At 34.8% G+C, this 25,917-nt stretch carries 28 protein-coding genes and 1 tRNA gene; 10 read left to right on the top strand and 19 right to left on the bottom strand.

Annotated features, from left to right (window positions below):
- Positions 1–98: 98 nt before the first annotated feature.
- From AC07SW_RS12675 to AC07SW_RS12665, 3 genes are read right to left on the bottom strand one after another with little or no spacing between them, the layout of a single operon-like run.
- Positions 99–617: a PTS transporter subunit EIIC gene (locus tag AC07SW_RS12675; RefSeq protein ID WP_034572581.1), complete on the bottom strand. Its 519-nt coding sequence runs from the start codon at positions 615–617 to the stop codon at positions 99–101.
- A gap of 33 nt (positions 618–650) precedes the next feature.
- On the bottom strand, positions 651–1,481 hold the full coding sequence (locus AC07SW_RS12670; RefSeq protein ID WP_119907381.1) for a BglG family transcription antiterminator: 831 nt from the start codon (positions 1,479–1,481) through the stop codon (positions 651–653).
- A 44-nt stretch (positions 1,482–1,525) separates the two neighbouring features.
- Complete coding sequence (locus tag AC07SW_RS12665; protein WP_119907380.1) at positions 1,526–2,044, bottom strand: PTS sugar transporter subunit IIA; 519 nt, start codon at positions 2,042–2,044, stop codon at positions 1,526–1,528.
- A gap of 747 nt (positions 2,045–2,791) precedes the next feature.
- On the opposite strand from AC07SW_RS12665, the gene AC07SW_RS12660 reads away from it, so the two are divergent.
- The 7 genes from AC07SW_RS12660 to bla all read left to right on the top strand — a co-directional run bounded on the left by AC07SW_RS12660 (position 2,792) and on the right by bla (position 8,047).
- Positions 2,792–3,706: a PLP-dependent cysteine synthase family protein gene (locus tag AC07SW_RS12660; RefSeq protein ID WP_119907379.1), complete on the top strand. Its 915-nt coding sequence runs from the start codon at positions 2,792–2,794 to the stop codon at positions 3,704–3,706.
- A gap of 11 nt (positions 3,707–3,717) precedes the next feature.
- On the top strand, positions 3,718–4,863 hold the full coding sequence (locus AC07SW_RS12655) for a cystathionine gamma-synthase (protein WP_135022414.1): 1,146 nt from the start codon (positions 3,718–3,720) through the stop codon (positions 4,861–4,863).
- Positions 4,864–4,875: 12 nt separating this feature from the next.
- Positions 4,876–5,514, top strand: a complete 639-nt coding sequence (locus tag AC07SW_RS12650) for a class I SAM-dependent methyltransferase (protein ID WP_135022413.1) — start codon at positions 4,876–4,878, stop codon at positions 5,512–5,514.
- 18 nt (positions 5,515–5,532) lie between these two features.
- A complete protein-coding gene (locus AC07SW_RS12645; protein ID WP_074401304.1) occupies positions 5,533–5,997 on the top strand; it encodes an S-ribosylhomocysteine lyase in 465 nt (154 codons plus the stop codon).
- Between the two features lie 141 nt (positions 5,998–6,138).
- Positions 6,139–6,456, top strand: coding sequence for a DUF1622 domain-containing protein (locus tag AC07SW_RS12640; protein ID WP_227001276.1), 318 nt, complete (start codon positions 6,139–6,141; stop codon positions 6,454–6,456).
- A 107-nt stretch (positions 6,457–6,563) separates the two neighbouring features.
- Positions 6,564–6,938, top strand: coding sequence for a GyrI-like domain-containing protein (locus tag AC07SW_RS12635; protein ID WP_135022411.1), 375 nt, complete (start codon positions 6,564–6,566; stop codon positions 6,936–6,938).
- Between the two features lie 194 nt (positions 6,939–7,132).
- Entirely contained in the window at positions 7,133–8,047 is a 915-nt protein-coding gene (bla, locus tag AC07SW_RS12630) for a class A beta-lactamase (protein WP_135022410.1), read from the top strand.
- Positions 8,048–8,118: 71 nt separating this feature from the next.
- Here bla and AC07SW_RS12625 read toward each other — a convergent pair whose 3' ends face one another.
- The 3 genes from AC07SW_RS12625 to AC07SW_RS12615 form a co-directional block, all read right to left on the bottom strand.
- Positions 8,119–8,388: a hypothetical protein gene (locus AC07SW_RS12625; RefSeq protein WP_119907375.1), complete on the bottom strand. Its 270-nt coding sequence runs from the start codon at positions 8,386–8,388 to the stop codon at positions 8,119–8,121.
- A 196-nt stretch (positions 8,389–8,584) separates the two neighbouring features.
- Positions 8,585–8,657 (bottom strand) — tRNA-Lys (locus AC07SW_RS12620).
- A 145-nt stretch (positions 8,658–8,802) separates the two neighbouring features.
- The gene (locus AC07SW_RS12615; RefSeq protein ID WP_463685276.1) at positions 8,803–9,387 is read right to left on the bottom strand and encodes a recombinase family protein; all 585 of its coding nucleotides are present in this window, start codon (positions 9,385–9,387) and stop codon (positions 8,803–8,805) included.
- Positions 9,388–9,600: 213 nt separating this feature from the next.
- On the opposite strand from AC07SW_RS12615, the gene AC07SW_RS12610 reads away from it, so the two are divergent.
- Complete coding sequence (locus AC07SW_RS12610) at positions 9,601–11,106, top strand: helix-turn-helix domain-containing protein (protein WP_494633019.1); 1,506 nt, start codon at positions 9,601–9,603, stop codon at positions 11,104–11,106.
- 43 nt (positions 11,107–11,149) lie between these two features.
- On the opposite strand, the gene AC07SW_RS12605 is transcribed toward AC07SW_RS12610, so the two are convergent.
- The 13 genes from AC07SW_RS12605 to AC07SW_RS12545 form a co-directional block, all read right to left on the bottom strand.
- A complete protein-coding gene (locus AC07SW_RS12605; protein ID WP_463685274.1) occupies positions 11,150–14,200 on the bottom strand; it encodes a hypothetical protein in 3,051 nt (1,016 codons plus the stop codon).
- Complete coding sequence (locus tag AC07SW_RS12600) at positions 14,197–14,508, bottom strand: hypothetical protein (protein ID WP_034572621.1); 312 nt, start codon at positions 14,506–14,508, stop codon at positions 14,197–14,199. The genes AC07SW_RS12605 and AC07SW_RS12600 overlap by 4 nt, the downstream gene beginning before the upstream one ends.
- A 9-nt stretch (positions 14,509–14,517) precedes the next feature.
- Positions 14,518–15,741 carry a WxLIP family cell surface protein gene (locus AC07SW_RS12595; RefSeq protein WP_413489961.1) on the bottom strand — a complete coding sequence of 408 codons (1,224 nt, stop codon included), beginning with the start codon at positions 15,739–15,741 and terminating at the stop codon, positions 14,518–14,520.
- Positions 15,742–15,783: 42 nt separating this feature from the next.
- Entirely contained in the window at positions 15,784–16,605 is an 822-nt protein-coding gene (locus AC07SW_RS12590; protein WP_494633017.1) for a WxL domain-containing protein, read from the bottom strand.
- Between the two features lie 30 nt (positions 16,606–16,635).
- Positions 16,636–17,811 carry a WxLIP family cell surface protein gene (locus tag AC07SW_RS12585; RefSeq protein ID WP_494633016.1) on the bottom strand — a complete coding sequence of 392 codons (1,176 nt, stop codon included), beginning with the start codon at positions 17,809–17,811 and terminating at the stop codon, positions 16,636–16,638.
- A gap of 136 nt (positions 17,812–17,947) precedes the next feature.
- On the bottom strand, positions 17,948–18,760 hold the full coding sequence (locus tag AC07SW_RS12580; RefSeq protein ID WP_485441860.1) for a WxL domain-containing protein: 813 nt from the start codon (positions 18,758–18,760) through the stop codon (positions 17,948–17,950).
- A gap of 61 nt (positions 18,761–18,821) precedes the next feature.
- Positions 18,822–19,646, bottom strand: coding sequence for a WxL domain-containing protein (locus AC07SW_RS12575; RefSeq protein ID WP_135022402.1), 825 nt, complete (start codon positions 19,644–19,646; stop codon positions 18,822–18,824).
- 35 nt (positions 19,647–19,681) lie between these two features.
- Positions 19,682–20,410: a WxL domain-containing protein gene (locus tag AC07SW_RS12570; protein WP_135022401.1), complete on the bottom strand. Its 729-nt coding sequence runs from the start codon at positions 20,408–20,410 to the stop codon at positions 19,682–19,684.
- Positions 20,411–20,419: 9 nt separating this feature from the next.
- The gene (locus AC07SW_RS12565) at positions 20,420–21,217 is read right to left on the bottom strand and encodes a WxL domain-containing protein (protein WP_135017580.1); all 798 of its coding nucleotides are present in this window, start codon (positions 21,215–21,217) and stop codon (positions 20,420–20,422) included.
- Positions 21,218–21,258: 41 nt separating this feature from the next.
- Positions 21,259–22,005, bottom strand: coding sequence for a WxL domain-containing protein (locus AC07SW_RS12560; protein ID WP_135017579.1), 747 nt, complete (start codon positions 22,003–22,005; stop codon positions 21,259–21,261).
- A 36-nt stretch (positions 22,006–22,041) separates the two neighbouring features.
- Complete coding sequence (locus AC07SW_RS12555) at positions 22,042–22,806, bottom strand: WxL domain-containing protein (protein WP_119907368.1); 765 nt, start codon at positions 22,804–22,806, stop codon at positions 22,042–22,044.
- Between the two features lie 35 nt (positions 22,807–22,841).
- Positions 22,842–23,171 carry an LPXTG cell wall anchor domain-containing protein gene (locus AC07SW_RS12550; protein ID WP_034572640.1) on the bottom strand — a complete coding sequence of 110 codons (330 nt, stop codon included), beginning with the start codon at positions 23,169–23,171 and terminating at the stop codon, positions 22,842–22,844.
- 120 nt (positions 23,172–23,291) lie between these two features.
- Positions 23,292–23,495: a hypothetical protein gene (locus tag AC07SW_RS12545; protein ID WP_119907367.1), complete on the bottom strand. Its 204-nt coding sequence runs from the start codon at positions 23,493–23,495 to the stop codon at positions 23,292–23,294.
- Positions 23,496–23,893: 398 nt separating this feature from the next.
- Between AC07SW_RS12545 and AC07SW_RS12540 the strand changes: the two genes are divergently transcribed.
- Both AC07SW_RS12540 and AC07SW_RS12535 read left to right on the top strand, forming a co-directional pair.
- The gene (locus AC07SW_RS12540; RefSeq protein ID WP_119907366.1) at positions 23,894–24,502 is read left to right on the top strand and encodes a recombinase family protein; all 609 of its coding nucleotides are present in this window, start codon (positions 23,894–23,896) and stop codon (positions 24,500–24,502) included.
- Positions 24,492–25,913, top strand: coding sequence for an AcpB/EbpR/MafR family transcriptional regulator (locus AC07SW_RS12535; RefSeq protein ID WP_494633013.1), 1,422 nt, complete (start codon positions 24,492–24,494; stop codon positions 25,911–25,913). The genes AC07SW_RS12540 and AC07SW_RS12535 overlap by 11 nt, the downstream gene beginning before the upstream one ends.
- Positions 25,914–25,917 lie beyond the last annotated feature (4 nt).

Here is a 25,917-nt window from a genome sequence, read left to right as displayed (position 1 = left end):
AACAACCCAGCAGCAGGTAATACTGCGATTGGAAGCATTAACGCTTTCCCAATTTTTTGCATTTGATTTAACATGATTAAAATCCTCCTATTTAACTCTTATAAATGTGGAATAACAACGTTGGCAATAAATGAACCGATAAACAAAGCGACAACGCTGGTTACGATTGGAACGAAACGACGTCCACCAAAGAAGGCCAACCATTCTGGCATTTTGATGTTGTAAAATTTGTTATACAATACGCCTGCAACAATTCCCATGAACAATCCACAAAGGATAAAGAAGAGTTGATCTGATCCTACTGAACCAAATAATTTAATCGGAGATGTTACTAAAAATGCTGTTTTAGGATCTACTAAGACTGAAAATGAAGACCCAAATACTAAGTAACCGACAGCTCCAGCTAAAGCAGAAGCACCACTGTGATCAAATCCAATCCCAGTTGCTACAGAAATAGAAACAACTAACGGAAAGATCAATTTATACGCATTAAAAATCCCTACAAAAGCACCTACACCTGTTAGTGAAAGGGCCCAAAAAATTAATAACGAAACTACTGATACCGCAATATAAGATAAGGCAATTCCATATCTTTTTGCTAATGACTCTTTTTTCATTTTAAAATTCCTCCAAATTCAAACTTCTTATACTCATGTTAAATTACTTAGTCGTTCAATATGAATCGTGATGTAGCCTAACTCATCTTCAGGTAGACTAATCCCAAAATCCACAAGTAGCATCCTAGAAACTTTTAATGCTACTTGATAACTAAGGTCGTACTTCTTTTTAATAATGGCTAATACATCTTGATCCATCGCATGATATTTTTTTGTATAAAATCGTTCTAAAACAAATCTTAAATGAGTTACTAAACGAGAATAAGACAAACTCATTTCCGAGCTAGTGAAATCAATTGCTAATTCTTCACTTACCACACGAGCCATCTCTGAAACCATAGTGATTTCACGAATACTTTTATTGTTTCCATACTCACTCGTTCTAGCACTATGAATATGAATTGCAATATAAGCCGCTTCATCTAATGTAAAGGTAATTCCAAATTGCGTTGAAAGATACTCAATTGCCCATTCAGCGATTAAAAATTCTTCACTATAAAGCACTTCGATTTCTTTACGCAATTTATTTTGAACAATGATGCCATTTTTTAACCGATCCATCGCAAAGGCGATATGATCTGCTAATGCAATATGAATGTGTTCATTTAATTTCTCTTTTAAAATCGTTTCAGCGTGTTCAATAATGCGTTCTGACGCAAAAAAGTAGACTTCATCAATTTGAGACAACAATTGTTGGAAGTTTTCTTGTTCAGTTTCCATCACAAACATTTGCTCAATGTCTCGTTCATGAACAAGGTCATTCTTTTTTTTATTGAACCCGATTCCCTTGCCGATTGCCACTTTTTCAATGGCGCCATCGGCAACAAGAACGGCATTTTGATTAAATACTTTTTTTATTTTCACGTTAGATCATCTGCTCCTTCAGTTACTCCCTGAGAACACAACCTTTAGGCTTTAGAAACCACCATTGCAACTGTTTCACCAGCTACAGCTTCGCCACTTCCCTTGAAGTCATAGTTATAAGACTCAATATTGCCATTTGTTACGATTACCGGCGTGATAATGCTTGGTGCATTTGCAATTAAAAATTCGCGATCGATTTTTACTAATGGGTCGCCTTTTTTTACAACGTCTCCCACTTTCACTTGCGCATCAAATCCTTTACCTTGTAAGGCAACAGTATCCAATCCAACATGAATTAACACTTCTACGCCACTTTCTGCTTGAATGCCGTATGCGTGTAAAGTATCCGCAACTTGTACTAATGTTCCGCCAATTGGTGCTACGATAACATCTGAAGTTGGTTCTACCGCAAAACCTTCACCCATCATTTTTTCAGCAAAAACAGGATCTGGTACTTCATTGATTGGTAAAATTTTACCATCTGCAATTGCAACTAATGCTTCATTTACACCTGCAACCTCAACTACTTCTTCTTTTTTCTTCTTGTTAAAAAATAAACCCATGTTAAAAACTCCCTTCTTATTTTGAACACTATAAAAAGGCACGACAAAAGGAATCCCTATTTGAGATTTTTTCAAAGCCCAATTAGCGAAGTCTTTTATCATGCCTAATACAACTTAGTCACATGAAAAACAATCAGACAAGTTGCCTGATTTCTAAATTATGGCTTAATTTTATGCTTCACAGCTGAAAAAATCAACTGTTTTTTTCAATTTAATTGATTTTCTAATCGAACTATCCTTTATTCTTTAATATGAAAAAAACAGTTATTAAACTTGATAAATATAGTTTTCATATTATGTTAACTAATTCAATTGCAATAACTTTTTTCTTATTATAAGGATTGAAATAACTTGTTTTTATTATACCCTTATCGAATTCAAAAAAACATGTTTTTGCTTCATTCTTGACCTAAGTATATAAAATGCTATCTGCTATCTCACTCAAAAACTTCCATTCACCTAGACCAATTTACCGAACTTCTTGTTATTTATCTTTCAATTCACTTCCACTCAGTTCAAAATAAACATTTCATAAAAAATGAACTCTAAACAACACACTCTCACTATCTCACATAATTAAATAACTCTAATAAAAATGAATTTTTATACAAACAAGGAATGCAAACGATTTTAAATAACAAAATCTTTGTGTTGCTTATTTTTTAAAAGTGAACTATAATTCATATTAATAAATTTTTCATAGGATTCTCATTGTTTTACTAACAAATCAAAAGGAGTTTTTCGCAAATGCTTTTTCACTCAGTAAATGAACTTATTGGAAATACACCACTTTTAGAAATCAAAGGCTTTGATGTTCCTCAGGGGACTAAAATCTTTGCTAAATTAGAAATGTTCAATCCTGGGGGCAGTGTTAAAGATCGTCTTGGAGTAAAGTTGATTGAAGGTGCCTTAACAGATGGCAGCTTAACAACAGACTCTGTGATTATTGAACCGACTGCTGGCAATACAGGAATTGGGTTAGCTTTAGCTGCTCAAAAACACAACATCGCTGTTTTATTTGTGGTGCCTGAAAAATTTAGCGAAGAAAAACAAGCTTTGATGAAGGCACTTGGTGCAACGATTGTTCATACGCCAACTAAGGACGGTATGGCAGGAGCCATCAAAAAAGCAGAAGCGTTAGCAAAAGAGATGCCTAATAGCTTTTTACCAAAACAATTTGAAAATCCTAATAACCCTCTAACCTATTATGAAACATTAGGTCCTGAAATTAAGCACGATCTCCCAACAACACCCATCACTTCCTTTGTAGCTGGTGCGGGAAGTGGCGGTACTTTTTCAGGAACTGCTCGTTACTTAAAGGAAATCGACTCCACTACTCGAACTTGTATCGTTGAACCAGTGGGCTCTATCTTAAATGGTGGTGCGCCTCATGGACATGACACAGAAGGAATTGGAATGGAGTTTATCCCAGATTTTGTCAATCAAACCTTATTTGATGAGATTTATACGATATCAGACGAAGAAGCCTTCTATTATGTTAAAGCATTAGCTAAAGAAGCAGGTTTATTTGTCGGAAGCTCAAGCGGTGCCGCGTTTTGCGCCTGTCTGAAAGAGGCGGCAATTTTGCCTGCCGGAAGTCACATTGTGACCGTCTTTCCAGATAGTAGTGAACGTTATTTGAGTCAAAAAATATATCGTTAGGAGGGTTTTCTATGAAAATGAAAACCAAGTTAATCCACGGCGGAATCAGTCGTGACAACTATACAGGAGCACTTAGTGTGCCGATTTACCAAGTTTCTACCTATGCTCAAAAGGAGCTAGGCGGCGAACCAGAGTACGAATATTCTCGTTCTGGGAACCCAACTCGTTTTGCCTTGGAAGAATTGATTGCTGATTTAGAGGAAGGAATTAAGGGATTTGCCTTTGGGTCAGGTTTAGCAGGCATCCATACTGTTTTTTCGTTATTTGAACAAGGCGATCATTTGATTGTCGGCGACGACGTTTACGGTGGAACATTCCGCTTACTGAATGGCGTAATGAAGAAGCAAGGACTTGAATTTACCATCGTGGATACAAGTGACCTTGCTTCTTTAGAAAAAGCTTTAACTCCATCAACAAAAGCCATTTATTTAGAAACACCAAGCAATCCTCTTTTGAAAATCACGGATATCACAGGCGTGACTGCCTTTGCTAAAAAAAATAATTTAATTAGCATTGTTGATAACACCTTTGCAACGCCTTACAATCAACGTCCGTTAACCTTAGGTGCTGATATTGTTGTGCATAGCGGAACGAAGTATCTTGGTGGACACAGTGACGTGGTGGCTGGATTGGTTGCAACTAATCGTCCTGATATAGCAGAGGAAATCGGTTTTCTACAAAATGCAATTGGCGGCGTATTAGGACCACAAGATAGCTGGTTATTACAAAGAGGGATTAAAACACTTGGTATTCGCATGGACGAACACCAAGTCAATGCCTTGAAAATTGCGACCTTCTTAGAAGAGAATGCCCATGTCGCAAAAGTTTACTATCCAGGACTAGCTTCCCACCGAGGACACGCGATTGCTAAAAAACAATCAACAGGCTTTAGCGGAATTATTTCCTTTGAATTAACGCCAGGCTCTTCTGCTAAAACCTTCGTTGAAAGCTTACAAGTTTTTACACTTGCAGAAAGTTTAGGTGCAGTAGAAAGTCTTGCAGAAGTCCCTTCTATTATGACCCACTCTTCCATACCAAAAGAGCTACGAGAAAAAGCTGGCATCAAGGACGAATTGATTCGACTTTCTGTTGGATTGGAAGATATCGACGATTTAATGGAAGACGTGAAACAAGCGCTGGCGCTTGCTTCACGATAAGAGGATTTCATTATGGGAAGAGAATTTTTAACTGTTTTTTCAGAATGGGCAACCGATTACGATACCTTTGTTGAAGGAAAGGATCCAGCTTATCAAGCTGTTTTTCAGAACTATAAAGAAATTTTAAATCAAGTAGTTCGCCGTAGCGGGGACTCTGTTTTAGAATTTGGAATTGGAACTGGAAATCTAACAAGCCTTTTATTAGCAAGTGGCAAACGGGTTTTTCCAATCGAACCCTCTTTAGAAATGCGCCAATTAGCAAAAGAGAAATTACCTGCTGATTTCATTATTTATGATGGTGATTTAGAGCAGTATCCTCGCCCTACTTTTCCAATCGACACTATCGTTAGCACTTATGTTTTTCACCACCTAACAGATTCTGAAAAGCAACGTGCGTTGAAAGATTATTATCACCAATTAACAGCTGATGGAAAAATTATCTTTGCCGATACGATGTTTGAAAGTACTCAAGCGTATCAAAGCGCCATTGAAAATGCCGAAATATCGGGATTTTATGATTTAGCATCTGATTTAAAGCGTGAATACTATCCCTTAATTTCAACTATGAGAGACGCTTTTCAAAAGGCAGGATTTACCGTTTCATTTGAACAAATGAACGACTTCGTTTGGCTTGTAGAAGCACAAAAATAACTACTGGAGGTAACAATCATGGAAAAAATGAATGTTGAGAGTTTTAATTTAGACCATACAAAGGTCAAAGCCCCATATGTTCGTCTTGCTGGAAAAAAAGCAGGCGACAATGGAGATATCATTTATAAATACGATGTACGTTTTAAGCAACCCAATAAAGAACACATGGAAATGGCAAGTTTACATTCATTAGAACATCTAACTGCTGAGTTGATTCGCAATCATGCGGACTATATTGTTGACTGGAGTCCGATGGGATGCCAAACTGGTTTCTATTTAACGGTCATTAATCATGATAACTACAATGAAATTTTAGATGTTTTAGAAGCAACTATGAAGGATGTTTTGATTGCTACAGAAGTTCCTGCCAGCAATGAAATCCAATGCGGTTGGGCTGCAAGTCATACATTGACAGGCGCTCAGGAATTAGCTCAAGAATTTTTAGCTAAACGAGCAGAATGGGAAATTGTCTTTGCATCATAATTAAAAAACAGCCAAATGAACCTTTTAACGATCATTTGGCTGTTTTTATTTTGTACTTTTCCAGTCAATCATAGTACACTAAAATTATCTAACACATTAGAAAGGATTGTGAACACGGTGGAATTCAAAGCATTATTAGAAATGCTGATTTTAGTTTTAAATACCTTATCCATTTTAGTCATTGTTTGGGGTGTATTATTAGCGATGATAGATTTTACTAAAACAATCATCTTCCCATATTCAAGAAACGATACCGTTTACCGCAATAATGTGATCAAAAATCAATTAGGCTCTTATATTTTATTTGGTTTAGAAATTTTGATTGCTGCAGATATTATTGAATCCATTTTAAACCCAACATTAGATGATATGATTATGTTGGCATCGATTGTTGTCATTCGAACGGTCATTTCCTATTTCTTAACAAAAGAAATTGAATCTAACGAAAAAAATGCTTAGTTTTCAATGTTCCATGTGTAACATGTCCTTTTTTTAAATGATGACAGATAGTTGTCAGCTTTTAAATGCTAAACTAACCTTATCAATTAAAGGGAGTGACAAACACAATGAGCAAAACAATTCATGGGTTGAAAATCAGAACAAATAATCAACAACTCCATCCCATTCTCGACTTATGGAGCCGCGTTCCAAATATGGAACTCAAAGGCGCTATCTATGCTGTTTATTTTAACTATGAGAGTGATTTCACTGGCGATTATGACCTTTTAGTAGGAAATGAAACAGCAAAATTTGAAGAAACCATTCTACTAAATGATGGAAATTATCTAGAAATCCCTGTTAAAACTGCTTCGCCATCAGGCGTCGGTGAAGCTTGGCAAAAAATTTGGCGCGATGCAAAGATAAACCAAGTTCGTACCTATCAAACAGATTTTGAATATTATGCTGAGGATGGCAGCATTAAAATTTTCCTTTCTATATAAAACCTAAAAACCGCCATTCATAATTTTTGAATCGTGGTTTTTAGGTTTTTTGAATGCTGAATAACAAAACTAAGAATGATCATTTGTAACAGTATTTGAATAATTTTAATTAATTCAACGTAAAAATTTAAAATGAATAGCGTATATTTTACATGAAAGTAAAAAAATCATACAAAGCTTAAAAGGAGGAAAAAATGAAAAATAGAAAGTACGTAAGTTTGCTAGTCATAACGCTGGGGGTTGCGTTAGTTGTCGGAGCCGGAGCTATTTTAAAACCTAGTAAAGATGTGGCCAAAACAAAAATAGACACTAAGTTACCAAAAAAGGATGCTTCTCTCAATTTTGAAAAATTAGAAAAAAAGTATGATGCTACGTTGGGCGTTTATGGATTAGATACTGAAACGAATAAAGTAGTCGCTTATAACGAAGATCAACGCTTTGCCTTTGCATCGACCTATAAAGCTTTAGCAGGAGGGTTAGTATTAAATGAATCCTCTTGGGATGAATTAAATCAAACCATTATGATTAAAAAAGAAGATTTAGTCACTTATTCTCCAATCACAGAAAAATATGTAGATATCGGAATGCCCTTAAAAGAATTAATTAGTGCAGCAATTCAATACAGTGATAACACCGCTGGAAATTTCCTCTTTAAACAGCTTGGTGGCCCTAAAGGGTTTCAAACGAAGCTAGCAGAACTGGGCGATTACACCACTGATTCTTCACGCTTTGAGACCGAATTGAATGAAGCTACCCCAGGTGATATCAGAGATACTAGTACACCAAAAGAAATTGCGCTAGACTTAAAAAAATTAGCTATTGATCACAAACTTCCAACAGACAAACTAGAATTTTATAAAAAACAGCTGATAGAAAATACTACTGGAAGTAAGCTAATTCGTGCCGGTATTCCATCAGATGTTATCGTAGGCGATAAATCAGGAGCTGGTTCATACGGGACTCGTAATGATATTGCTGTGTTGTATCCGCCCAATAGAAAGCCTATCGTTTTGGTTATTTTTTCAAATAAAGAACAACAAGAAAGTGACTATAATGATGAATTAATTGCTGAAACGGCTAAAATTGTTAGTGATGATTTCAATTTATAGATAGCTAAAACAGGAACCGCAAAAAAGACAAGCTCTGTTGAATTAATAAATTCAACAGAGCTTGTCTTTTTTTAATTAGCTGAGTAAAGTATTACTTTCCCATTAAATTCATGTGCAATTTCGTTTTTTGTTCCAGTCACCTTTCCTTTGCTTTTAAGATCTAATGTAGCAAAATAAAAAGTAATGGTTTGGTCTTCTTTTAAAATCATTGTAAAATAAAAGATTATTTTTTCTTCATTAGAAACGATAAATACTGGTGAAAATTGAACGGCTTCTATACGGATACCTTCAGCTAAATTTAAAAAATCAAATGTCGTTAATGTCGTTCCCTCCTGCTCCATTCATAAACTCTCCTCTCTCGTTAAAACTAAATTATCTATTCGATTACTTTATCAAGATCTACAAAAACGATTTATTTACAGGTTAATCCTATTCGTCTTTAGTAACTAGTAAATTAAGTTAGACATAAAAAGGCGCATAAACATTGGGTGTGTCCTTCATTCCAATGTTTATGCGTCTTGTAGGAAAATTAAATTATGGGCTGTGGGGGGTTCGAACCCTCGACCCGCTGATTAAGAGTCAGCTGCTCTACCAACTGAGCTAACAGCCCGAAAAAAACTTGTCTTATAAAACTAATTTTAACACCATTTTATCCATTTCGCAAACTTTTTTCTGATGGTTCTATTATTTTATACAATTATCCTATCTCTATTTTTTAATCAAGTTTTTTCTGTTTAAAGCCACTTATTTTTAAATTAGTTCACTAACAATTTCTTTTTTTTCCTTGAAATGGAGTTTTTTTTGCAATGCGTATAAATCGTTTGTTTGGACAATTGACACTCTTCTGAAATCTCATCAATACTTAATGAGGTAAATTGGTAAAGATTTAAGGCCTGATTAATCTTCTCGAATTGAACAGGTCTGCCTAATGTCACTCCTTTTTCTTTAGCTGCTGAAAGACCTGCTAAAATTCGTTCTCGAATCAAATCTGCCTCCATCTCAGCAAAAGCACTCATGATAGTAAACATTAATTTTCCCATTGGTGTTGAAGTATCAATATTGTTTTCAATACTAACAAAGTTGATCTTTTTTTCTTCAAACATCTCCATTAACGTCAATAGCTGCTTGGTTCCACGCGCCAATCGATCCAACTTAAAAATGACAAACGTATCTCCTGACTGCAGTATTTTTAATGCTTTATTTAATTCGCTTCGTTCTCTTTTTCGACCACTTTCATATTCTTGAAACATTTTATCAACACCATATTTTTCTAATGCACTTTGCTGCGAATCGAATTTTTGATGCTGAGTACTCACTCTCATATAACCAATAACTGCCATCTTTATTTTCCAACTCCTAATCACTTTTTAATTTTTCTGATATCCATATATTAGCACTATTCTATTTTCAAAACTTATCCAAAAAGAATATAGAATAGGTCAAAAATGTAAAAAAGTAGTTTTCGTGCCAACTCTCGTATTGAAAAAAAAAATTCAGTACTGTATGCTCTAAGCTGACAAATAGTTATTTAAAAATGAAGAGAGGCACAGTAAATGATTCCCTTATTTGACAAAGGAAACAAAAGTAGATTTTTGCTATTCAAACACCTTTTATATAAAAATCGTTCTTGCTCATTGATTGAGCTTTCCCATAATACCGCAATCTCAAAAAATTCAGTTTTAAAACATATCGATCAAATTCAACTTGACCTAAACACCTTCTACCCTTCAAATGAACTTGCTATCCTAAAAAGTAAGGAAGGCTTTCATCTGTTAAACAAGACACAGCTTCCCACTAATTTTTTAGTGGATCAAATCAAATTATTTTATTTGCAAAAGTCATTGAAATATCAAGTGCTCGAGGAGTTGATTATTCATGGCGCTCCTTCTGTAGAGGCGCTAAGTATAAATCTATATATTAGCGTCCCAAATACGTATAAGAAGTTGAAAGAACTTGAGCCCATTCTTAAAGATTTTCATTTAACCATAAAATTTGGGGCTAAACTAACGAGCAACTTAATTGGTACTGAAAAGGATATCCGTTCCTTTATTTTTTATTTTTTTTGGAACGCCTATAAAGGAATTGAACCTTTTCGTGAGTGCAATGAAATCGCCACAACTCATTTAAATCTGAATTCTTCTAAGTTTATTTTAGAAAAACATTCAGCTCTTAACCGAATGACTTCTCTTATCACCTTATGTTCATGGCGAATTAAAGACAAGCAAGCCTTAATTGATTTAGACCCCGAAATACAGATGATTTTCGAACAATTTTCACTCGTAAATGATGTTTCCTCTGATTTGGACGAAAATAGTCCTACGCTTGATTCAAACCATCTAAAAAAAGAAAAGCTCTACTTCAATTACCTTGCACGACTTCATGTTGGCAATCTTGATTCTCCTCAGCAAAAGAGACAAATAGCTTTGTACCTTTTAGAACTTGATGCAAAGCTAATTAAATTAAGTAAAGAGTTACTTGAACAATTTATTGAGTATTTTAATTTGAATCTTACACTAGATGAGCGTTTATTTTACTTTTATTATATTGTCTCTCTTCAGCTCTATATTTTTTACATTGGAATTTATCCGGAAAAATTAATGATGACGCCAATTGCAATACCCGATACTTTAAAAGAAGACGACTATGTAAGTAGTATTAGTCAAGAAATCAAGAGATTTTGCAAGAAATTTTTACAAACAAATTCCTTTAAAAAAGAATTTTCTGTTGATTCTCATTTGGCTCCAGTGGCTCATTCAATGTTCTATTTTTTATTAGAATTTCAACATTCTTTTAAATTAAAACTCTATATTCAATACTCTAAAAAAAATTACGGTGAAGAGTTGATTGAAGCAAAAATCTTTCAAATCTTTTCAAGAGACCATTTGACCATCACATCGGATAGTAATAACGCTGATTTTATTATTTCAGATAGCTATGAAAATAATAACTGTGAAACTCCACTTTTTTATTTAGAGGATATCTTCAATCCGCAAATCTGGGAAGTTTTAATTAGCCAAATTCAGCAATTGCTTTTTCTTAAATCGTTTAATAAACAATAAAAAAACACGCCAAACGATAAATTGTTTGACGTGTTTTCCTATTTTATGGTGCATTTTCCAAGGTGTAGGAAATAGCTCCTGTGTAATCATCCGCATAAATACCCGGATCGACTTTTAACTGTAATCCTTCTTCAAGATTGGAATCAAAAGAGACTTTAGTCAACTGACTTACAGTATCTGACTGCTTGTAAATGACCTCTTCACTCTTATTTAAAACAATCTCATTTTTATCTTTAGTTCTAAAGATAAAGTTACCTGGTAATTTGTGTTTTGACGAAGTTAGTTCAGTAACAACACTAGCTTTTATTTCCCATGGTTTTCGATCTGCTTTATTTCTTGTATCTGAAATTTCAAAGAATAGGTTGTTATTCGGTCCTTTACCATCATCAATTAGTTTTGGTTTATAGACTTGGGTATTGGAATTAATTGTTAGCTCTCCAAATCCAACTGTAGAAGCAAATTTTGTAAAGTTAATATTTCCATTAAAAATATAATCAACAACCGTTCCGCTTCGTTCAAATAATCCACTTTCGTTCGCAGGGGGGGTCGCTAAATCATATCCTTTATCTTCAATTTCTTCAATAATCCATATCACATCAATTTCTGACATTAAATCGTAATGATCATTGATTTTTCCAATTAATTCGTATGGCTCATAACCTACTATCGGTTGTCGATCACCATCTAAAAAGTTTACCGTTACAGTAGACAGAGCCGGAACGATATCAATCTGTTTCACTGGTTTTTCTGCTGCTGGAAGTTCGAAGTTTTCTTTGACAACATCCCCTGAAGTTCCTTTAATCGTTGCTTCGAAGGTTAATTGTTGGTCTATTAAATCTTCTGAATCAATCACTTGTCCTGCAAAATGGAGATTCAATGTTTCCCCTGCTACAAAACTTGTTGGAAATTGTGCTTCTAATTGATTTAACGCAGCATTGAAACTGATGGTTCCCTTTGTTCCATCTTGCTTTGTAATGCTTAAATCTTTGAGCTTACTTCCATCAATCATTGTAGAATCAAGTGGGACTCTAATGGTCGAATCAATTAGCTGTGAATATTGAGTTGCCATGTTCATTGCTAAATCAAAGGTGAAGTCTTCTCCCGGTGAAAGGTTGGTTCTTTCTTCACCATCTGTTTTTACTGAAATCGTTGAATCAAATTTAGGTTTTGGTGCTTTAAACCTAAAGATCTTAGAATAGGTTGACGTATTTACCCCTTTAGCACTTGATAGATAAACTCGAACCGTATGATCCCCTGGTGCAACTAACGAAACTGGAATTTCAAAATCTTGTGCTAATCCAACTTCTTCTAATGATTTATAAGAAACAGGATAGTTTTGATAAGCCCCACCATCAATACTATATTTGATCGTATTCGTACTCGTACCATCTTCATAATTACGCCAAGACCCTTTGATCACACCAGCGGTATCACCAGTAGTATAATAGGCATCGCCTTCCTCTAAATGCAGTTTAGGGAGGCTTGATACAGCCTCTGTAGCATAGGCCCATGAATTTGATATCGATTCGCCAACCGCTAAGTCTTTAGGATTCCATTTCATACTGATTGTTGCATTTGTATTAGTTGATGTATCCTCTTTAATTTGAGTGTTTGGAGCAATGGCATCTCGTTCATCTCCTGCTGAATACAAATCTGTTGGGTTTTTAAAGCCCTTCATAAATTTTGTAATGTCTCGATTCCCATCTCTTGATCTAAAGGATTCTGACCAAGCAGCCCATGAATCGGGTCCATCTTCTCGGTAATTAGGGTAAATTTCAGCTCGGTGTCCACCAGCTGTTGCTGTTCCAAAAATCCCTTTATTATTTCCCATATATTTTATTGTACCCGCTGTTTTCGTTCCAATACTACCTACATCTGTCGTTATCTTTGCTGTTTTAAACTCAGGTGTATAATTGAACCCTGTCATCAAACCAGGAATGGTACTATCCCCAATATTCGTATACGTGTAAATAACATTCACAACATCTGTTTCAAGGTTAGGAATATAAGCAACCGTTACATGAAATTTATATGTGTCAATCGTTACATCATAAGCAAACTTACGACCAATATCCTCTGTTTTTTTATATACCTTAAAGGTGTTTATATCAACATTGCTCACTTTTGACTCATCCGAAGGATAACCAATGCTTGTTTTTGGACCTACGGAAATTTCCTGTAATGTATTGATGTCATTGTTAACTGCCACTACAAGTCCTAAGGATTTAAAATCAGTCTCTCCATGCATAGTCACACTTTCACTACTATTTATAGTTGGATTTTTACCAAGATAACCACTAACCGTACCAGGTACATACCAAGCGATCGTATTCGTCTTAGATTCATCTCTTGAATGATACTGTATTGCAGGTACATCCACTCTAAACGCTCGAATTTGTTCCTCTAGAGTTGGTGTTATTGTTTTATTGTTTCTTCCGCCACCTGGATTTAAGCTTGTCATTAATACCCCTTTAGGCAATAGGGTTGAACTGAATACTTCACTTTTTTGTTGGAGTAACCATGAACCAAAGCTATTTGAAGAAATATCCCCCCAACCTGTCAGATCATCAAGTCGATTTAAGGACAACATCTGTGGTGCTTCTGCAAAGGTTGTCAGTTCTTCGTTTTGTACTGACTCTGCTTCTTCAAATTCTGTCTCACTTTTTTCGATTGCATTCACTTCAAATGGAACAGATTTTTGTTTTTCAACAGTTGAAATTACCTTCACTTGATATTTGCCCACAGAGTTAGCCTTCAAACTAAATGTAATAGCTTCCTCTGCTGTTTGCTCTAAGGTTAACTGTCTTGTCTTTTCAGAATAAGTAATCCCAGTTATTTCTTTTTCAGGTGTAACCCAGTCAAGCTCTTTTGGAAGCTCAATTACATATTTCCCAACATCTAGGTGACTAATTGTTGCATTAAAAGGCTCCTCGATTAGCACTTCTTTTACTTCCTCATTTTGATTCTTCATTGCAATCGTCACAACAGGTGCTTGAGATTGAGCTAGAATCGACTTGACTGGTAACTCCATAACTTGTTGACCTAGCAGTAGCAACGCCACTAATGCAACTGGAAAAAGAACACGTTTTTTCATTTTTTAACCTCCTTTTTACGTTTTTTTCTACGCTTTTTAGATTTGAATAATATAATAACCAACACCATCAATTGACACATCATCAAAAAGAAAATTGCCATCATAAGTAAAAAGAGTGCATGTACCTCATTTAATTGGCTACTCATTCCAATAATCAATACTGTGAAAAGAAAGCCAATCATCAAAACACCGACTGTTACTAATGAATGAGAGAAAATCTTTTTAGCTTTGATAAAAAGATAAAAACCACTAAATAAAAAGCTAAAAAGTAAACCAAAGATAAAGTAGATAACTGCTAGTGAATTCATGAAACATAATCACTCCTTTCTCTTAATGTTTGATGTCATTTTTGAATTAGCAGATGCTGCTTTTTTTCGTTTTTTTCGTTTCAGTTCCTGCCTTTTTTTAATCTTTTTTTTCTTATCTATTTGAATTTTAGCAATGATTATCGCCATCAATACAATCAGTATTCCTAACAAACCTATTACGACATATAGCCACCAACTGATTGGATTTTCAGTTAGATCTATCGCTTGACGATTGATTTCTTTTGCTTCTTTTCTAGTAATTGTAAACTCTTTTTCGAATTCCCACTTTTTGGTCAATTCTTTGGGTTCCCCATCAATCCCATGATTTTTTATGGATGCCTTGATTGTATAATTTCCTGCCCGCAATGGTTGGTTTTTCCAATCAATGCCGTAATCAAAATTAGAATTAGGGGCCATTTTAAGGCCTTTTTTAGTTAAGTTAATTAAACTTTTCTGGCTTCCTTTTCGATAAATCGTTGTTTCTATTTCAATATCTCGCATCAATGTCATAGTAGGATTTTGTAAATTGATCGTCACTCCCGTATGTCCATTAATAGAAGCAGCTTTAATTTTTGTTTGATCCATTTTAATCTCTGGAATCACTACATCATCGGTTTCACGTAATTGAATACCAAGAGAATAAGCAAATTTATTTTTAATTTGCACACCTTTATCTGAAGTGGTTTCTTTTTTTGTTGTTTCTTGTTCTGTAAAACGAACGCCACCTAAAACAATGCCTTGAAATTGCTTCTCTGGCATTGTCACCTGCATTTTATAAGGCAGCTCTGATTGTGCTGGAATCTTAATTTCTTTTTCACTCATAATCAAACTTGGTAAAGGCATTTTTAAGGAAGAATCGTATCGAATTTGGTTTACATCTATTTTTTTTTCTGATGCGTGTTTATTGTAGCTCTTTGCTGCTGCTTTTGCTTTTTCTAAATTCCAGCTGTAATCAAGAATTCCATTTTCATTAGTTATAGCTGCATTAACACTGGCTTCAACGATGATTTCTTGGTCTGTATTGTTGCGAATCATTACTTCAAGCTCTTGAATTTGGCTAGGTTCCATTTTCAAATCAAAATAGGTTTGATTTTTATCTAGTTGATTTTCTGGATGGATGGGCCGAATTGAGAACCCTAATCCTTGTTCTTGTGCGTCTCCTATTAATGGAACGCTACATAAAGCAAGTAAAATCACGAGTATCTGAATCCAATTTTTAATGCTTTTGTTCACTCTATTTCCCCCTAATAATGGTTTTCTTGATTAAGTTAGTCTTTATTTTGGTGCTGCTGTTAACTCCCATGTTAAGTCAGATGTATACTGAACATTTTTTTCTGCCCCTGCAGATGGAGGAACCGTTAAGATGACATTGGTATTTAAAGTATCTTTCGTCCATACTACTGGCGTGTCACTACTTAACGTTCCACTATAAAACTGATTAAAAACCATTCTTGTGCCTGCTGCTCCATGACCTTCGAGTGCTGTGATAATATCTTTAGATGGTGCTGGATTTGCTCCCGTTCCCGTAGTCCCAATCACAATATCTCCATCTGCTTCATGAGTATCATAGAGTCCATCAATTACTAGTAGACCTGAATCTGATTCAGCAGTATTATAAACCTGCTTGCCCATTTCAAAAGTAATCGTTGCATTTTTTAAAATCTTTTGATTCGTTTCAGGGGTATTTCCTACAAATGGACTAGCTGATACACTTACTGTCCATCCTGCTTTTGAACCGCGAGCATCTTCCACTGCTAAAAAGCTAGGCATATATTTTGGATTTTTTTTCTCAATATCTTTTTTATCGTAAAACAACATACTTTTTGCAAAATAAGTTTCTTTTTTTGTTGAGATTTTTTTTTCCCAAAAATCAAAAGATGGTGCATAAGTAATCGCAAGTGAACCCGTTGGTTTTTCTCCTTCTGGTTGAGGGACAATTAACTCACCATCTGCATCATCTGGTCGAACGATATCTCCCGTAACTTCACCTTCTGAAAAACGTACTTTACTATCTGTTACTGGTGCTGCTATGACAGCCATTTCAGGAGTTAATATCATACCAATTGCGATTAATCCTACCATTCTTTTTAACTTCATTTTACTTCCCCCTACTGCTACTGCTATATCTTACTCATCTACTTTTTTAGATTTTCTTTTTTTACTAGATGCTGCTGCTTTTTGTTGTTGCGCGCGTCTTCTTTTGCGTGCTCGTGCTTCTTCTCTTCGTTTTGCTTCTTTTTTCTTATCGATATAACGTTTAATCAAGTATAAAATCAAGAGTAATAGGAATGCGATTCCTAAACCAATTAAGACATATACCCACCAAGGAGTTGGAGTTACTTCTAATTCAACAGCTTCTTTGTTTAAGACCTCTGCTTCTTTTTTAGTAATCGTAAACTCTTCATCCCAAGACCAGTCTTTATTGTAATCTTCTGAATGGGCAGTTACTTTTGCACGGTATTTTCCTGCTTTAAATTCTTGATTTTCCCAACTCACTCCATAATTGAAGTTTGAATTTGGCGCCATCTTTAAGCTTTCTTGCTTTGATTCATGTAAAACTTCTTGACTGCCTTTTTTATAAATTTTTGCATCAACTGTTAAATTACGAATATAAACAGGCTCAGTATTTTGAAGATTAATTCCTAGTACATTACGGTAGTTGACTTGCTTAGGTTTAATTTTTGTTTTGTCTAATTTCATGTCCGCTACTAATTCGCTAATGTCTTCTTTTTCTCTTAACTGAATCCCCATTACATAAACGTATTTGTTTTTTATTTGAACGCCACCATCACCTGAATTTTTCTGATTAGGGTCTTCTTTTTGCTGTAAGTAAATTCCGCCAGCAATGACTCCTTGGATGGGTTCATTTGGCATTTTCACATGAACTTTGACAATTTTATCTGATTTAGCTGGTACAACAGTTTCCTTTTCAATAACAGCAATTTGTGATAGCGGTACTTTTAAAGTTGAGTCGGTTTTTGGTTTACTAAAGCTATAATCAACCACTCCATTGTCATTTTTAACAGCAGAATTGGCTGAGGCAATCATTGTCAAATCTTTATCCGTCGAATTTCGTAATACGACTTCTAATTCTTGTTCTTGACCTGGCTTCATTAGTAAATCAAAATACGATTGATCTTTATTGATTTGGTTATCTGGTAAATTGGCTGAGATAGAAATACTCGTAGGTTCGGATTGACTTGAACCCGATTCCCCATCGGCAACTGCCCGTTTAGGTTGTATGCTAAAACTTGAACTGATTATCGCTAAAGCGATTATTACAATTGATATTTTATTTTTCACTGTCTTGTCTCCTTGTCTTGTATTGATACTTTTATGAAACGGGCCACTTATTATATAACACAAGATTTCCGTCTGAATACGTATAAAGAATGGACAAAATAATGCTGTCCATTCTTCTTTTTATTTTAACAAGTGTTTATGCTTCTGGTGTTAAGCTCAAAGCCCATGTCACAGTTGCTTCATAAGTTTGAACAGCTTTAACAGTTGATCCTGGTACATTTAATTGAACGTTATCAAAGGTATCTGTTTCAGCGTATACTTTATCACCTGTGTAAGCACTGTCCATTACATAAGAAGTCAGTGCATTACCTGTTCCATTTTTAGCAGATAAAAGCTCTTGTGCTGTTGAAGATAAGATAACTTCTTTTTTCCAATTTAAACCATCAACACTCGGTAAAGTTACAAGTCCAGAACCATCTGTTGCAGAATCTGCTGCGACTACGCTGTTATAAACTTTTCCCCCACCAATTTTGATTGTTGCCCCCGTCAATTCTGATTTATCTGCTCCGATAAAATTAGACATTGATACCTTTAATGCCCATTTGGCATCTGCATTTGAACGACCTGATGTATCTGAAATTTGAACTAGTGGTGCCTTTAAAACCGTTCCTTTTTCTGGTGCAACTTTTTCAAATTTCGTCACTTTTGCAGAATAGTCTTTTGTTTTAGTTGTTAATTCTTGATTTCCAAAATTAAATTTAGGTGCGCTTACGATCATCACTTGTCCTTTTCCACCAGGTTCATTTGTTTCTGGATCCGGTACTACTACTAAAGGTGGTTTTGTATCTGGAATCGTTACGTTATTATCTCCTTCACTTGGAATATATTTTACACTTGCTTTTGGTGCAGCAGGTGTTCCTACAGTTGTATCTGCTGCTAATGCTGGTGCTGCTACGCTTAATAATGTTGCGGTTGTGATTCCTACTACTGCTAATTTAGTTAATTTCATGATGGTTCCCCCAAAATTTCTTTTTTATTTTTATCTCTTTTTTAATTGTTAATTATTCGTATTAAGCGTCTGGAGTTGCTGCAATTGTCCAAGTTAAGTCAGCAACATAGTTATAGTCTTTGTTCTTTTTAGCTGATGCTGGAACAGATAATTGGATGCCTTCATTGGTTCCTTGTGTATCTGTTGGTTTTGGAGCTTCCATGCCGTCTTTTGTGAAGAATGCTGACCATTGACCGCCACCTTTACCAGCACTTGCAGCTAGGATTGGGTGATCTTTATCATCATCTTTAGCTTCAAATGTTACAGCTTTAGAAACTGGTTTTAAGTCATCTTTAACTCCAGAGTTTGTTTGAACAAATGCTGTACTAAAAATTAATTGCGCTCCTACTAATCCTTCTGTTCCTTCTGGCGCTGCTTCACCGGTTTGTGTGAAAGCTTTAAATTCAGTTGATTTAGCTGTTAACGTCCAGCCTTTGTAATCTCCACTACGTTCATCTGTGATTTGTACATACGCTGGGTAGTATTTCCCATCCGTAAATTCACCTGTTGAGTCGTTTTTAAAGTTAACTTTTACGTCTTTAACTGGGTTGATAACAGTTTTACCTGCAATTGACATTTTTCCAAAGTCTAAATTTGGCGCTTGGTCAATACGTAAAAATCCTGCTCCACCTGGATTTGCTGGATCTGGTTTTACCACTGTTCCGCCGTCTTCGCCACTACCATTATCACCTGGATCTGTTGGAGTTGTTTCACCGCCACCTTCTTGGAAGTTTACTGCTCCTTTTGAAGTTGCTGGTGTTCCTACTTCTGCAGCTAATGCTGGAACTGTTGACCCTAACACCGTTGTTGCCATTAATCCTACTACTGCTAATTTTGTTAATTTCATGATTTATTTCCCCTATTCTTTTCTTTTTTAGTGTTTTAAATTTCTGGTGTTGCTACAATTGTCCATGTTAATTCAGCTTCATAGCTGACATCTTTATTTTTTTTAATTTCCCCTGGAATTTTCAAGGTAACTGCGTTGTTCTCAGTTGCTGTTGCATCTGACATTTCTCCAAAAAGCGTATTCCAACTTCCAATGCCTTCATTTTCTTTTGCAGAAGTAACTGTCACAAAACCAGCATCTTCTGCTGTTGATAATGTTACCTTCTTAAAGATTGATGGAGCTACTCTGTTAACTTCTTGCTCGATTGATAAATCGGTTGCTTGCGTTGCTGTCAGTGCTAATTCTGCTCCTTCTAATAAGCTACCATTCAGTTTATTGGCATCTGTAAGAGGGACATTTGCTTCATCTAATTGAGTGAATTGACGTGTTTGTTGAACTTGTAACTGCCAGCCCGCTCCATTTCCACGGTTATCAATCGTTTGAACATTTAATGGCAAGTATTTTCCATTCTTTTCATCTTCTGCTGAATAAACTGAATTAATTGTTACTGTATCTCCTTTGGTTGGAGTTGTTCCGAAGTTAATTTTAGAAACTTTATTAATTCGTAATGTTCCTAAAGTTGCATCTTCATCATCGTAATCAAAATTTACATATCCATTAGACTTAGCTGGTTGGCCTACTTCTTCTACTGCCAATGCAGAAGTTCCTAAAAAAACGGTTGAGAAAAGTAGTGTTCCGATTAAACTTAACATTGTTTTTTTCATATTCGGTTCCTACCTTTCCGTTTCGTCTGCTGAGGGTTCACTCATTAGCAACCAAGTCAATTCAGTCGTATATTTACCATCTTTTACTTTAGCAGTGTTCCCTGGTACAGATAGGGTAATCGCTGTATTTTTTTCTCCTGCTGGTGCTGCGGATAATTCGTCACCTAATAAATTGTCTGTTAGTCCCATTCCTTCGCCCTTAGCAGCATTTACTAGCGGATGGTAATTTTCATCTAGCCCCAACTCAACCTTTTTATTCAATCCTGTAGGAACAATATTTCCAACTGATTTTGCGACTGATTTCGTTGCAGTTAAGCTTAAAATAGCCCCTGTTAATTCCGATGTTCCTGCTGAATTGGTTTTTCCATCTACTTCATGGAACCCATTGCTTTTAACAAACAAACCCCAGCCTGCATTGGTTGCGCGATTGTCCTTAATTTGGATGTAAGAGGGTAAGTGTTTTCCAGCTTCTACGACGCCTTCTTTATCATAAGAAACGTCTTGTGCACGATACAGTGCATGATAAACTTTATCATCCCCAGAGATAACTTGCTCACCAAAATCAATATGCGAAATGCGATTAATACTTAATGGACCACTGTTGTTTGGATTATCTGGATCTGTGTCTTCCAATTTAAAGCGAATTTCACCTTCTGATTTTGCTTTAGCTGCTTCTTTTTCCGTTAATTCTGAGGTATCTTTTGACGGAATATTTCCCTCGCGATTAGCTTCATCTGCTAATGCAACGGAGCTTCCTAAAATACTAGAGCTTAAAATGCCAACCAATACTAATTTTTTTAAGTTCATTTTTCCACTTCTTTCTTACTTAAGTACTCTGACTTAGTAGTTTATTTTGTTGGTGCTGTTATTGGATCGTTCATTAATAACCATGTGATAGATGTTGTATATTTGGCATCTTTCGCTTTAGTTGATGAACCTGGTACAAATAATGAAATAGCTTTGTTTGTCACTGTTCCATTTGTATTTTTTTCACCCATCAATACATCAACAGTTCCCATTCCTTTACCATCTGTTGCCGTTACTAATGATTGATACTCATTTGTTAACGTCACGCCATTTTCTTTAAGAAATTGATCGGGTAATGTACTTGGTTGATTATTTGAAACAGTTGCCCCTTGAACAGAAGTAACATTGAATGTTAAATCAGCTGCTTTCAACTCAGTTTGAGCAGCGTCATTTGTTTTAAATCCATCATTTTTAATGAAAAGTTGCCAACCTTTATTGGTTCCACGATTATCTTCTACTTGCACATAAGCAGGCATATTTTCTCCAATAACATTTCCATCAACATCATATTCTTTATCTAAATCACGATAATTTGCATAATATGTGGTGTCATTCCCGGAGATTAGTTGTTCACCAAAATCAATGGCAGAAATTCGTTTAATCATAAGTGGTCCACTGTTATTTGGGTTTTCTGGATCAACTGGTTTTTGTTTAAAGAAGATATCTGCTTGTGATTGGTCTGTTGCAGCTTCATTAGGTTTAAGTGTTGATTCTGCAAATGCAGGAACCGCTAGCGCAAAACTGGATGAAACAACTAACCCCATTAAACTAATTTTTGTTAATTTCATTTTCTTTCCCCCTAAGTTTGAATAATTCTAACTTTTTTAGTTACCTGGCGTATCACTCAATAGCCAGACAAGTGTTGTTGTATAACTTTCTTGATTGATTTTAAGATTTGCAGGAACGGTTACTTGAACCCCTTCAGTATTATCTGCATTCTTTAAAAATCCAGTCGTCCATGTGCCAATTCCTTGACCAACTTGATTTTCATTTTCCCCTTTAGCAGACATAAGTGTTGAGAATTCACCTTCACCTGTGTTTGTTACAACAAGGTCAACGTTTGAACGCGTGCTTGGTTTCGCTGCAGCATCTACTTGACCATTTTTAGAACTTGCAGTTGCATTGTTTAGTGTAAGAAACGCACCCTTTAATTCTGAACCTGATGCAGATCTTAAAGCACTTTGTTGTTTCACTTGAAGCGTCCAACCTGAAGCTGTTCCGCGATTATCGGTTACTTGAATATAGTTTGGTACTTCTTTTTTAATTCCCGTTTCTTTAACGGTTACAAAATCTGGAAGAGCGTAATAGATTCTTTCTGCTCCTGAGACTTTTTGTTTCGCAAATGAAATGGAGGATGCATAATCAATGCTTAACGGTCCTTTTTCTCCTGTACCTGGCTTATCCTCAATCTCATCCTTTGGTTCTGACGGATCGATTGGTTTTGTCATTTCATCATTTTTGATGTACGAAAGATCTACATTTGAGTCAACTTGACTATTTGTTTCAGCGGCTAATGCATGTGGCACTAACACACTCAAACCTAATAATGCTACAATTCCCAACAAACTTTTTTTGATAACTACTTTCATTTCCTTCCACCTTTCTATATAAATCGGATATAGTTTTACATTCTTGATTTTGATTCATTCTCATCTCTTTTTTTGATTGCTATATAATAAGCAATCAACATTAAAAATAACCCTGCTAACAGAGAACCACGATTAACAGACTCACTTGTTTGTGGCAACTTCCCTTGGATAGGTGGGTCTATTAATGGAATGTTAATGTCTGAATCATCATTAGGTTGAGGAAAATTGGGTGGCTCGTATTCTTCTCCTTCAAAGGTAATTCCTACCTCTGATTCCGTTGAGCTTTCCGCCTTTACTTCATCCGTTAATATAAAACTAAAAGAAAGTAAGAGAGTAACAACAAATAGGTTTATAAGTCTTTTCATTTGTTTTCTCCTTTCTTTTTGATTTTCTTAATGAATTACTAGCCTCAATCTTTTTTACTTATTTTCAGCAATCAGACTAGTCTCATCTCACCCCCCTTCAATCACTCTTGTTCCTATGCTTTACAAAGAAATCAGCAACGCCTCTTGAAATTCCTCAATAAGTTCAATTTTTTTCAATTTAAAAAAGGACTTTTCAATTGATTCTTTAACGGTTGATTCATTATATGACGTTGGAAAAATCAACATTTTGTTAATTAAACGATTATCTTCTGTTCGAAAACAAACATTATAGACCGTGACATCTGACCAGTAATCTTCATTCATTTTTTACTCACTATCCCTTCATTTTATTTCATTCGTTATTCCATTTTGTGTTAACTGCATATTTGATAGGTAAATACTAGTCTAAAAAACATATGATAATTAGAAAATCAAGTAAAACGAAAAAAAAGATTTCCAAAAAAATAAGAAATCCTTTAGTATAGGCATTTTAAAAAAATAAAAAAATTTATATATCTAGTTATTTTATTGGTCAAAAAATCATAAGTTTATTATAGATATATATCAAAGTCAATAGTAAAAAAGCGCGCTTTATTTAATAACAGAAAACGAACATATTTCACATCATTTTTTTAATCATCTTTCAACAATCTAGTTTCATAGCAAAAACAAAATAATCTTTATACACAGAATTTAGGTTTATTATGAAAGGAGCCACACAGATGGCAATAATTGGCTATATGCGAGTAAGCACACATCAACAAAAGTTTGATTCTCAGCAAAAAGCGCTTGAATTATACGGTGTCGATAAAATATACAAAGAATATGAAAGCGGCCGAAAAATTGCGCGTGCTGAATTGAATAAAGCATTAGCCTCGTTAAAACCAGGCGATACTTTCGTCATCTTCAAATTAGATCGCCTTGCAAGAGGAACAAAACAGTTACTAAACTTATTAGAAGAATTCGAAAAAAATAATATTAATTTTATCAGCATTCAAAATAATATTGATACTTCCACTCCAATGGGTCGTTTTTTCTTTACCATTATGAGTGCCTTTGCAGAGATGGAAGCTGATTTGATTCGAGAACGGGTATTGGCTGGCTTAGATGCTGCTAAATTAAATGGAAAACAATTAGGTCGTCCACCTCGGACCAAGGAACTTGAAAAAGCATTACACCTTTACCACACTTCTGATTTATCTGTCGCTAAAATTGCTAAAATCTGCAATGTTTCGAATGCGACTATTTACAATCATTTAAAAAAAGAAGGTATTTCTAGAAATAAGAAAACTCTTGAATCACGAAAGGATAAAAATATAAATGTTACCTAATCTCGCTAACTTAGATAAAATTGCTTATCGAAAAATTGAAATTTTAAAATTATTAGCCGCTCAAAATCTTCCTTGCTCCGCGAGTGTTTTAAGTACAAAACTGAATATTAGCGGAAAAACCTTACTAAATTATTTATCCGACTTAGAACCTTATTTAGCTAACTATAGACAACACATTCGACTTATTAAAACGAAAGAGGGCTATTATTTATCGAAAAAAAATTCTTTTTCGATGAACACTCTTTATTATGACATTGAAAAAGAAACACTATTTTATTCCTTTTTTTCGTACAATTTTCATTACCAAAATGAAACAATCGATTCTTATGCAAAAAAACAATTTGTGAGTTACAGCTACCTATATCGTCACATTCGCTTAATGAATCAATTGTTGAAACCTTTCAAAATATCTTACAACCTTTCTCCTTTAAAATTAAATGGTTCAGAAGTACGAATTCGTTTTTTTGCATTTTTGTATTATTTTCATACTTGTAATGGTATTGCTTGGCCATTTCATCTCGTTTCTGCTCAAAAGTATGAGCCACTCATTGGGCAGTTAGAACAACTAACTTTTCAAAAGCTGTCATTAATTCAAAAAGAGAAACTTCGCTATTGGCTGGCTATTTGTGAAACAAGGTATATCTTAGAGGATTACATTGATTATCGAGAAACGCTCTATCAAAAGGTTGCAGAACATCATCCTCTTTTTTCAGTTCTCCAGCCTTTAATCGATAATTTTCTAAACAAATTTACTATTCCTAATGAAACAAATGAGAGCTATTTTTTATTTTTTATTATCCAAAATATCTTAAAAATCCCAACTGATTCTCTTTTACACATCCAGGATGAGCCAATAGTTAAAAAAACAACTCAATTTTTAGAAAATATCAAAGTCATTTTCCCGAAAATTCACCTGTCATCAATTTTTAAAGAAGAACTTCTTTACTTGATGTATTCAGCCGATCACTTAGGAGATTCATATATTCACTTTTTAGAAAAGCCAACGCATTCATCTACTTTTACTTATCGTTATGAGGCTGAATTAACACATCTTTTTACTAAAAATAAATGTTCTAGAAATAATTCTTACTATTTTCAGGATAGTGTCACGAAATTAATAGAAACACAATTAGCTACCGAAAATTATCAACCGCAAATTAAAATTCTAGTGGTTACAAAGCTAGATAACTTACAAAAACGTTCTTTACTCCAAAAGCTCAATAACCTTCCTTTTCAATTACTACTAACGGAACAAACTGAAGAAAATGTTGATTTGATTTTATCTGATTTCTATCTTAATAATCAATCAACACCGACTTTTTACTGGAATAGTTTGCCGCTAGAAAATGATTGGACTAATTTAATTGAAACTCTTCAAAATTTTGAAAAACAAAAAATTGAAACCTACTAATTAA

The organism is Carnobacterium sp. GW821-FHT04C06 (assembly GCF_059420345.1).
This window is presented reverse-complemented; position numbering and strand designations above follow the sequence as displayed.

Bases quoted from the DNA above. Each gene is read 5' to 3' on its own strand.
- AC07SW_RS12540 (WP_119907366.1), top strand. From the start codon at position 23,894: ATGGCAATAATTGGCTATATGCGAGTAAGCACACATCAACAAAAGTTT.
- AC07SW_RS12555 (WP_119907368.1), bottom strand. From the start codon at position 22,806: ATGAAAGTAGTTATCAAAAAAAGTTTGTTGGGAATTGTAGCATTATTA.
- AC07SW_RS12650 (WP_135022413.1), top strand. From the start codon at position 4,876: ATGGGAAGAGAATTTTTAACTGTTTTTTCAGAATGGGCAACCGATTAC.
- AC07SW_RS12600 (WP_034572621.1), bottom strand. From the start codon at position 14,508: ATGAATTCACTAGCAGTTATCTACTTTATCTTTGGTTTACTTTTTAGC.
- AC07SW_RS12640 (WP_227001276.1), top strand. From the start codon at position 6,139: ATGCTGATTTTAGTTTTAAATACCTTATCCATTTTAGTCATTGTTTGG.
- AC07SW_RS12560 (WP_135017579.1), bottom strand. From the start codon at position 22,005: ATGAAATTAACAAAAATTAGTTTAATGGGGTTAGTTGTTTCATCCAGT.
- AC07SW_RS12645 (WP_074401304.1), top strand. From the start codon at position 5,533: ATGGAAAAAATGAATGTTGAGAGTTTTAATTTAGACCATACAAAGGTC.
- AC07SW_RS12550 (WP_034572640.1), bottom strand. From the start codon at position 23,171: ATGAAAAGACTTATAAACCTATTTGTTGTTACTCTCTTACTTTCTTTT.
- AC07SW_RS12655 (WP_135022414.1), top strand. From the start codon at position 3,718: ATGAAAATGAAAACCAAGTTAATCCACGGCGGAATCAGTCGTGACAAC.
- AC07SW_RS12580 (WP_485441860.1), bottom strand. From the start codon at position 18,760: ATGAAATTAACTAAATTAGCAGTAGTAGGAATCACAACCGCAACATTA.
- AC07SW_RS12605 (WP_463685274.1), bottom strand. From the start codon at position 14,200: ATGAAAAAACGTGTTCTTTTTCCAGTTGCATTAGTGGCGTTGCTACTG.
- AC07SW_RS12610 (WP_494633019.1), top strand. From the start codon at position 9,601: ATGATTCCCTTATTTGACAAAGGAAACAAAAGTAGATTTTTGCTATTC.
- AC07SW_RS12575 (WP_135022402.1), bottom strand. From the start codon at position 19,646: ATGAAATTAACAAAATTAGCAGTAGTAGGATTAATGGCAACAACGGTG.
- AC07SW_RS12665 (WP_119907380.1), bottom strand. From the start codon at position 2,044: ATGGGTTTATTTTTTAACAAGAAGAAAAAAGAAGAAGTAGTTGAGGTT.
- AC07SW_RS12675 (WP_034572581.1), bottom strand. From the start codon at position 617: ATGAAAAAAGAGTCATTAGCAAAAAGATATGGAATTGCCTTATCTTAT.
- AC07SW_RS12590 (WP_494633017.1), bottom strand. From the start codon at position 16,605: ATGAAGTTAAAAAGAATGGTAGGATTAATCGCAATTGGTATGATATTA.
- AC07SW_RS12565 (WP_135017580.1), bottom strand. From the start codon at position 21,217: ATGAACTTAAAAAAATTAGTATTGGTTGGCATTTTAAGCTCTAGTATT.
- bla (WP_135022410.1), top strand. From the start codon at position 7,133: ATGAAAAATAGAAAGTACGTAAGTTTGCTAGTCATAACGCTGGGGGTT.
- AC07SW_RS12615 (WP_463685276.1), bottom strand. From the start codon at position 9,387: ATGGCAGTTATTGGTTATATGAGAGTGAGTACTCAGCATCAAAAATTC.
- AC07SW_RS12545 (WP_119907367.1), bottom strand. From the start codon at position 23,495: ATGAATGAAGATTACTGGTCAGATGTCACGGTCTATAATGTTTGTTTT.
- AC07SW_RS12570 (WP_135022401.1), bottom strand. From the start codon at position 20,410: ATGAAAAAAACAATGTTAAGTTTAATCGGAACACTACTTTTCTCAACC.
- AC07SW_RS12635 (WP_135022411.1), top strand. From the start codon at position 6,564: ATGAGCAAAACAATTCATGGGTTGAAAATCAGAACAAATAATCAACAA.
- AC07SW_RS12535 (WP_494633013.1), top strand. From the start codon at position 24,492: ATGTTACCTAATCTCGCTAACTTAGATAAAATTGCTTATCGAAAAATT.
- AC07SW_RS12660 (WP_119907379.1), top strand. From the start codon at position 2,792: ATGCTTTTTCACTCAGTAAATGAACTTATTGGAAATACACCACTTTTA.
- AC07SW_RS12625 (WP_119907375.1), bottom strand. From the start codon at position 8,388: ATGGAGCAGGAGGGAACGACATTAACGACATTTGATTTTTTAAATTTA.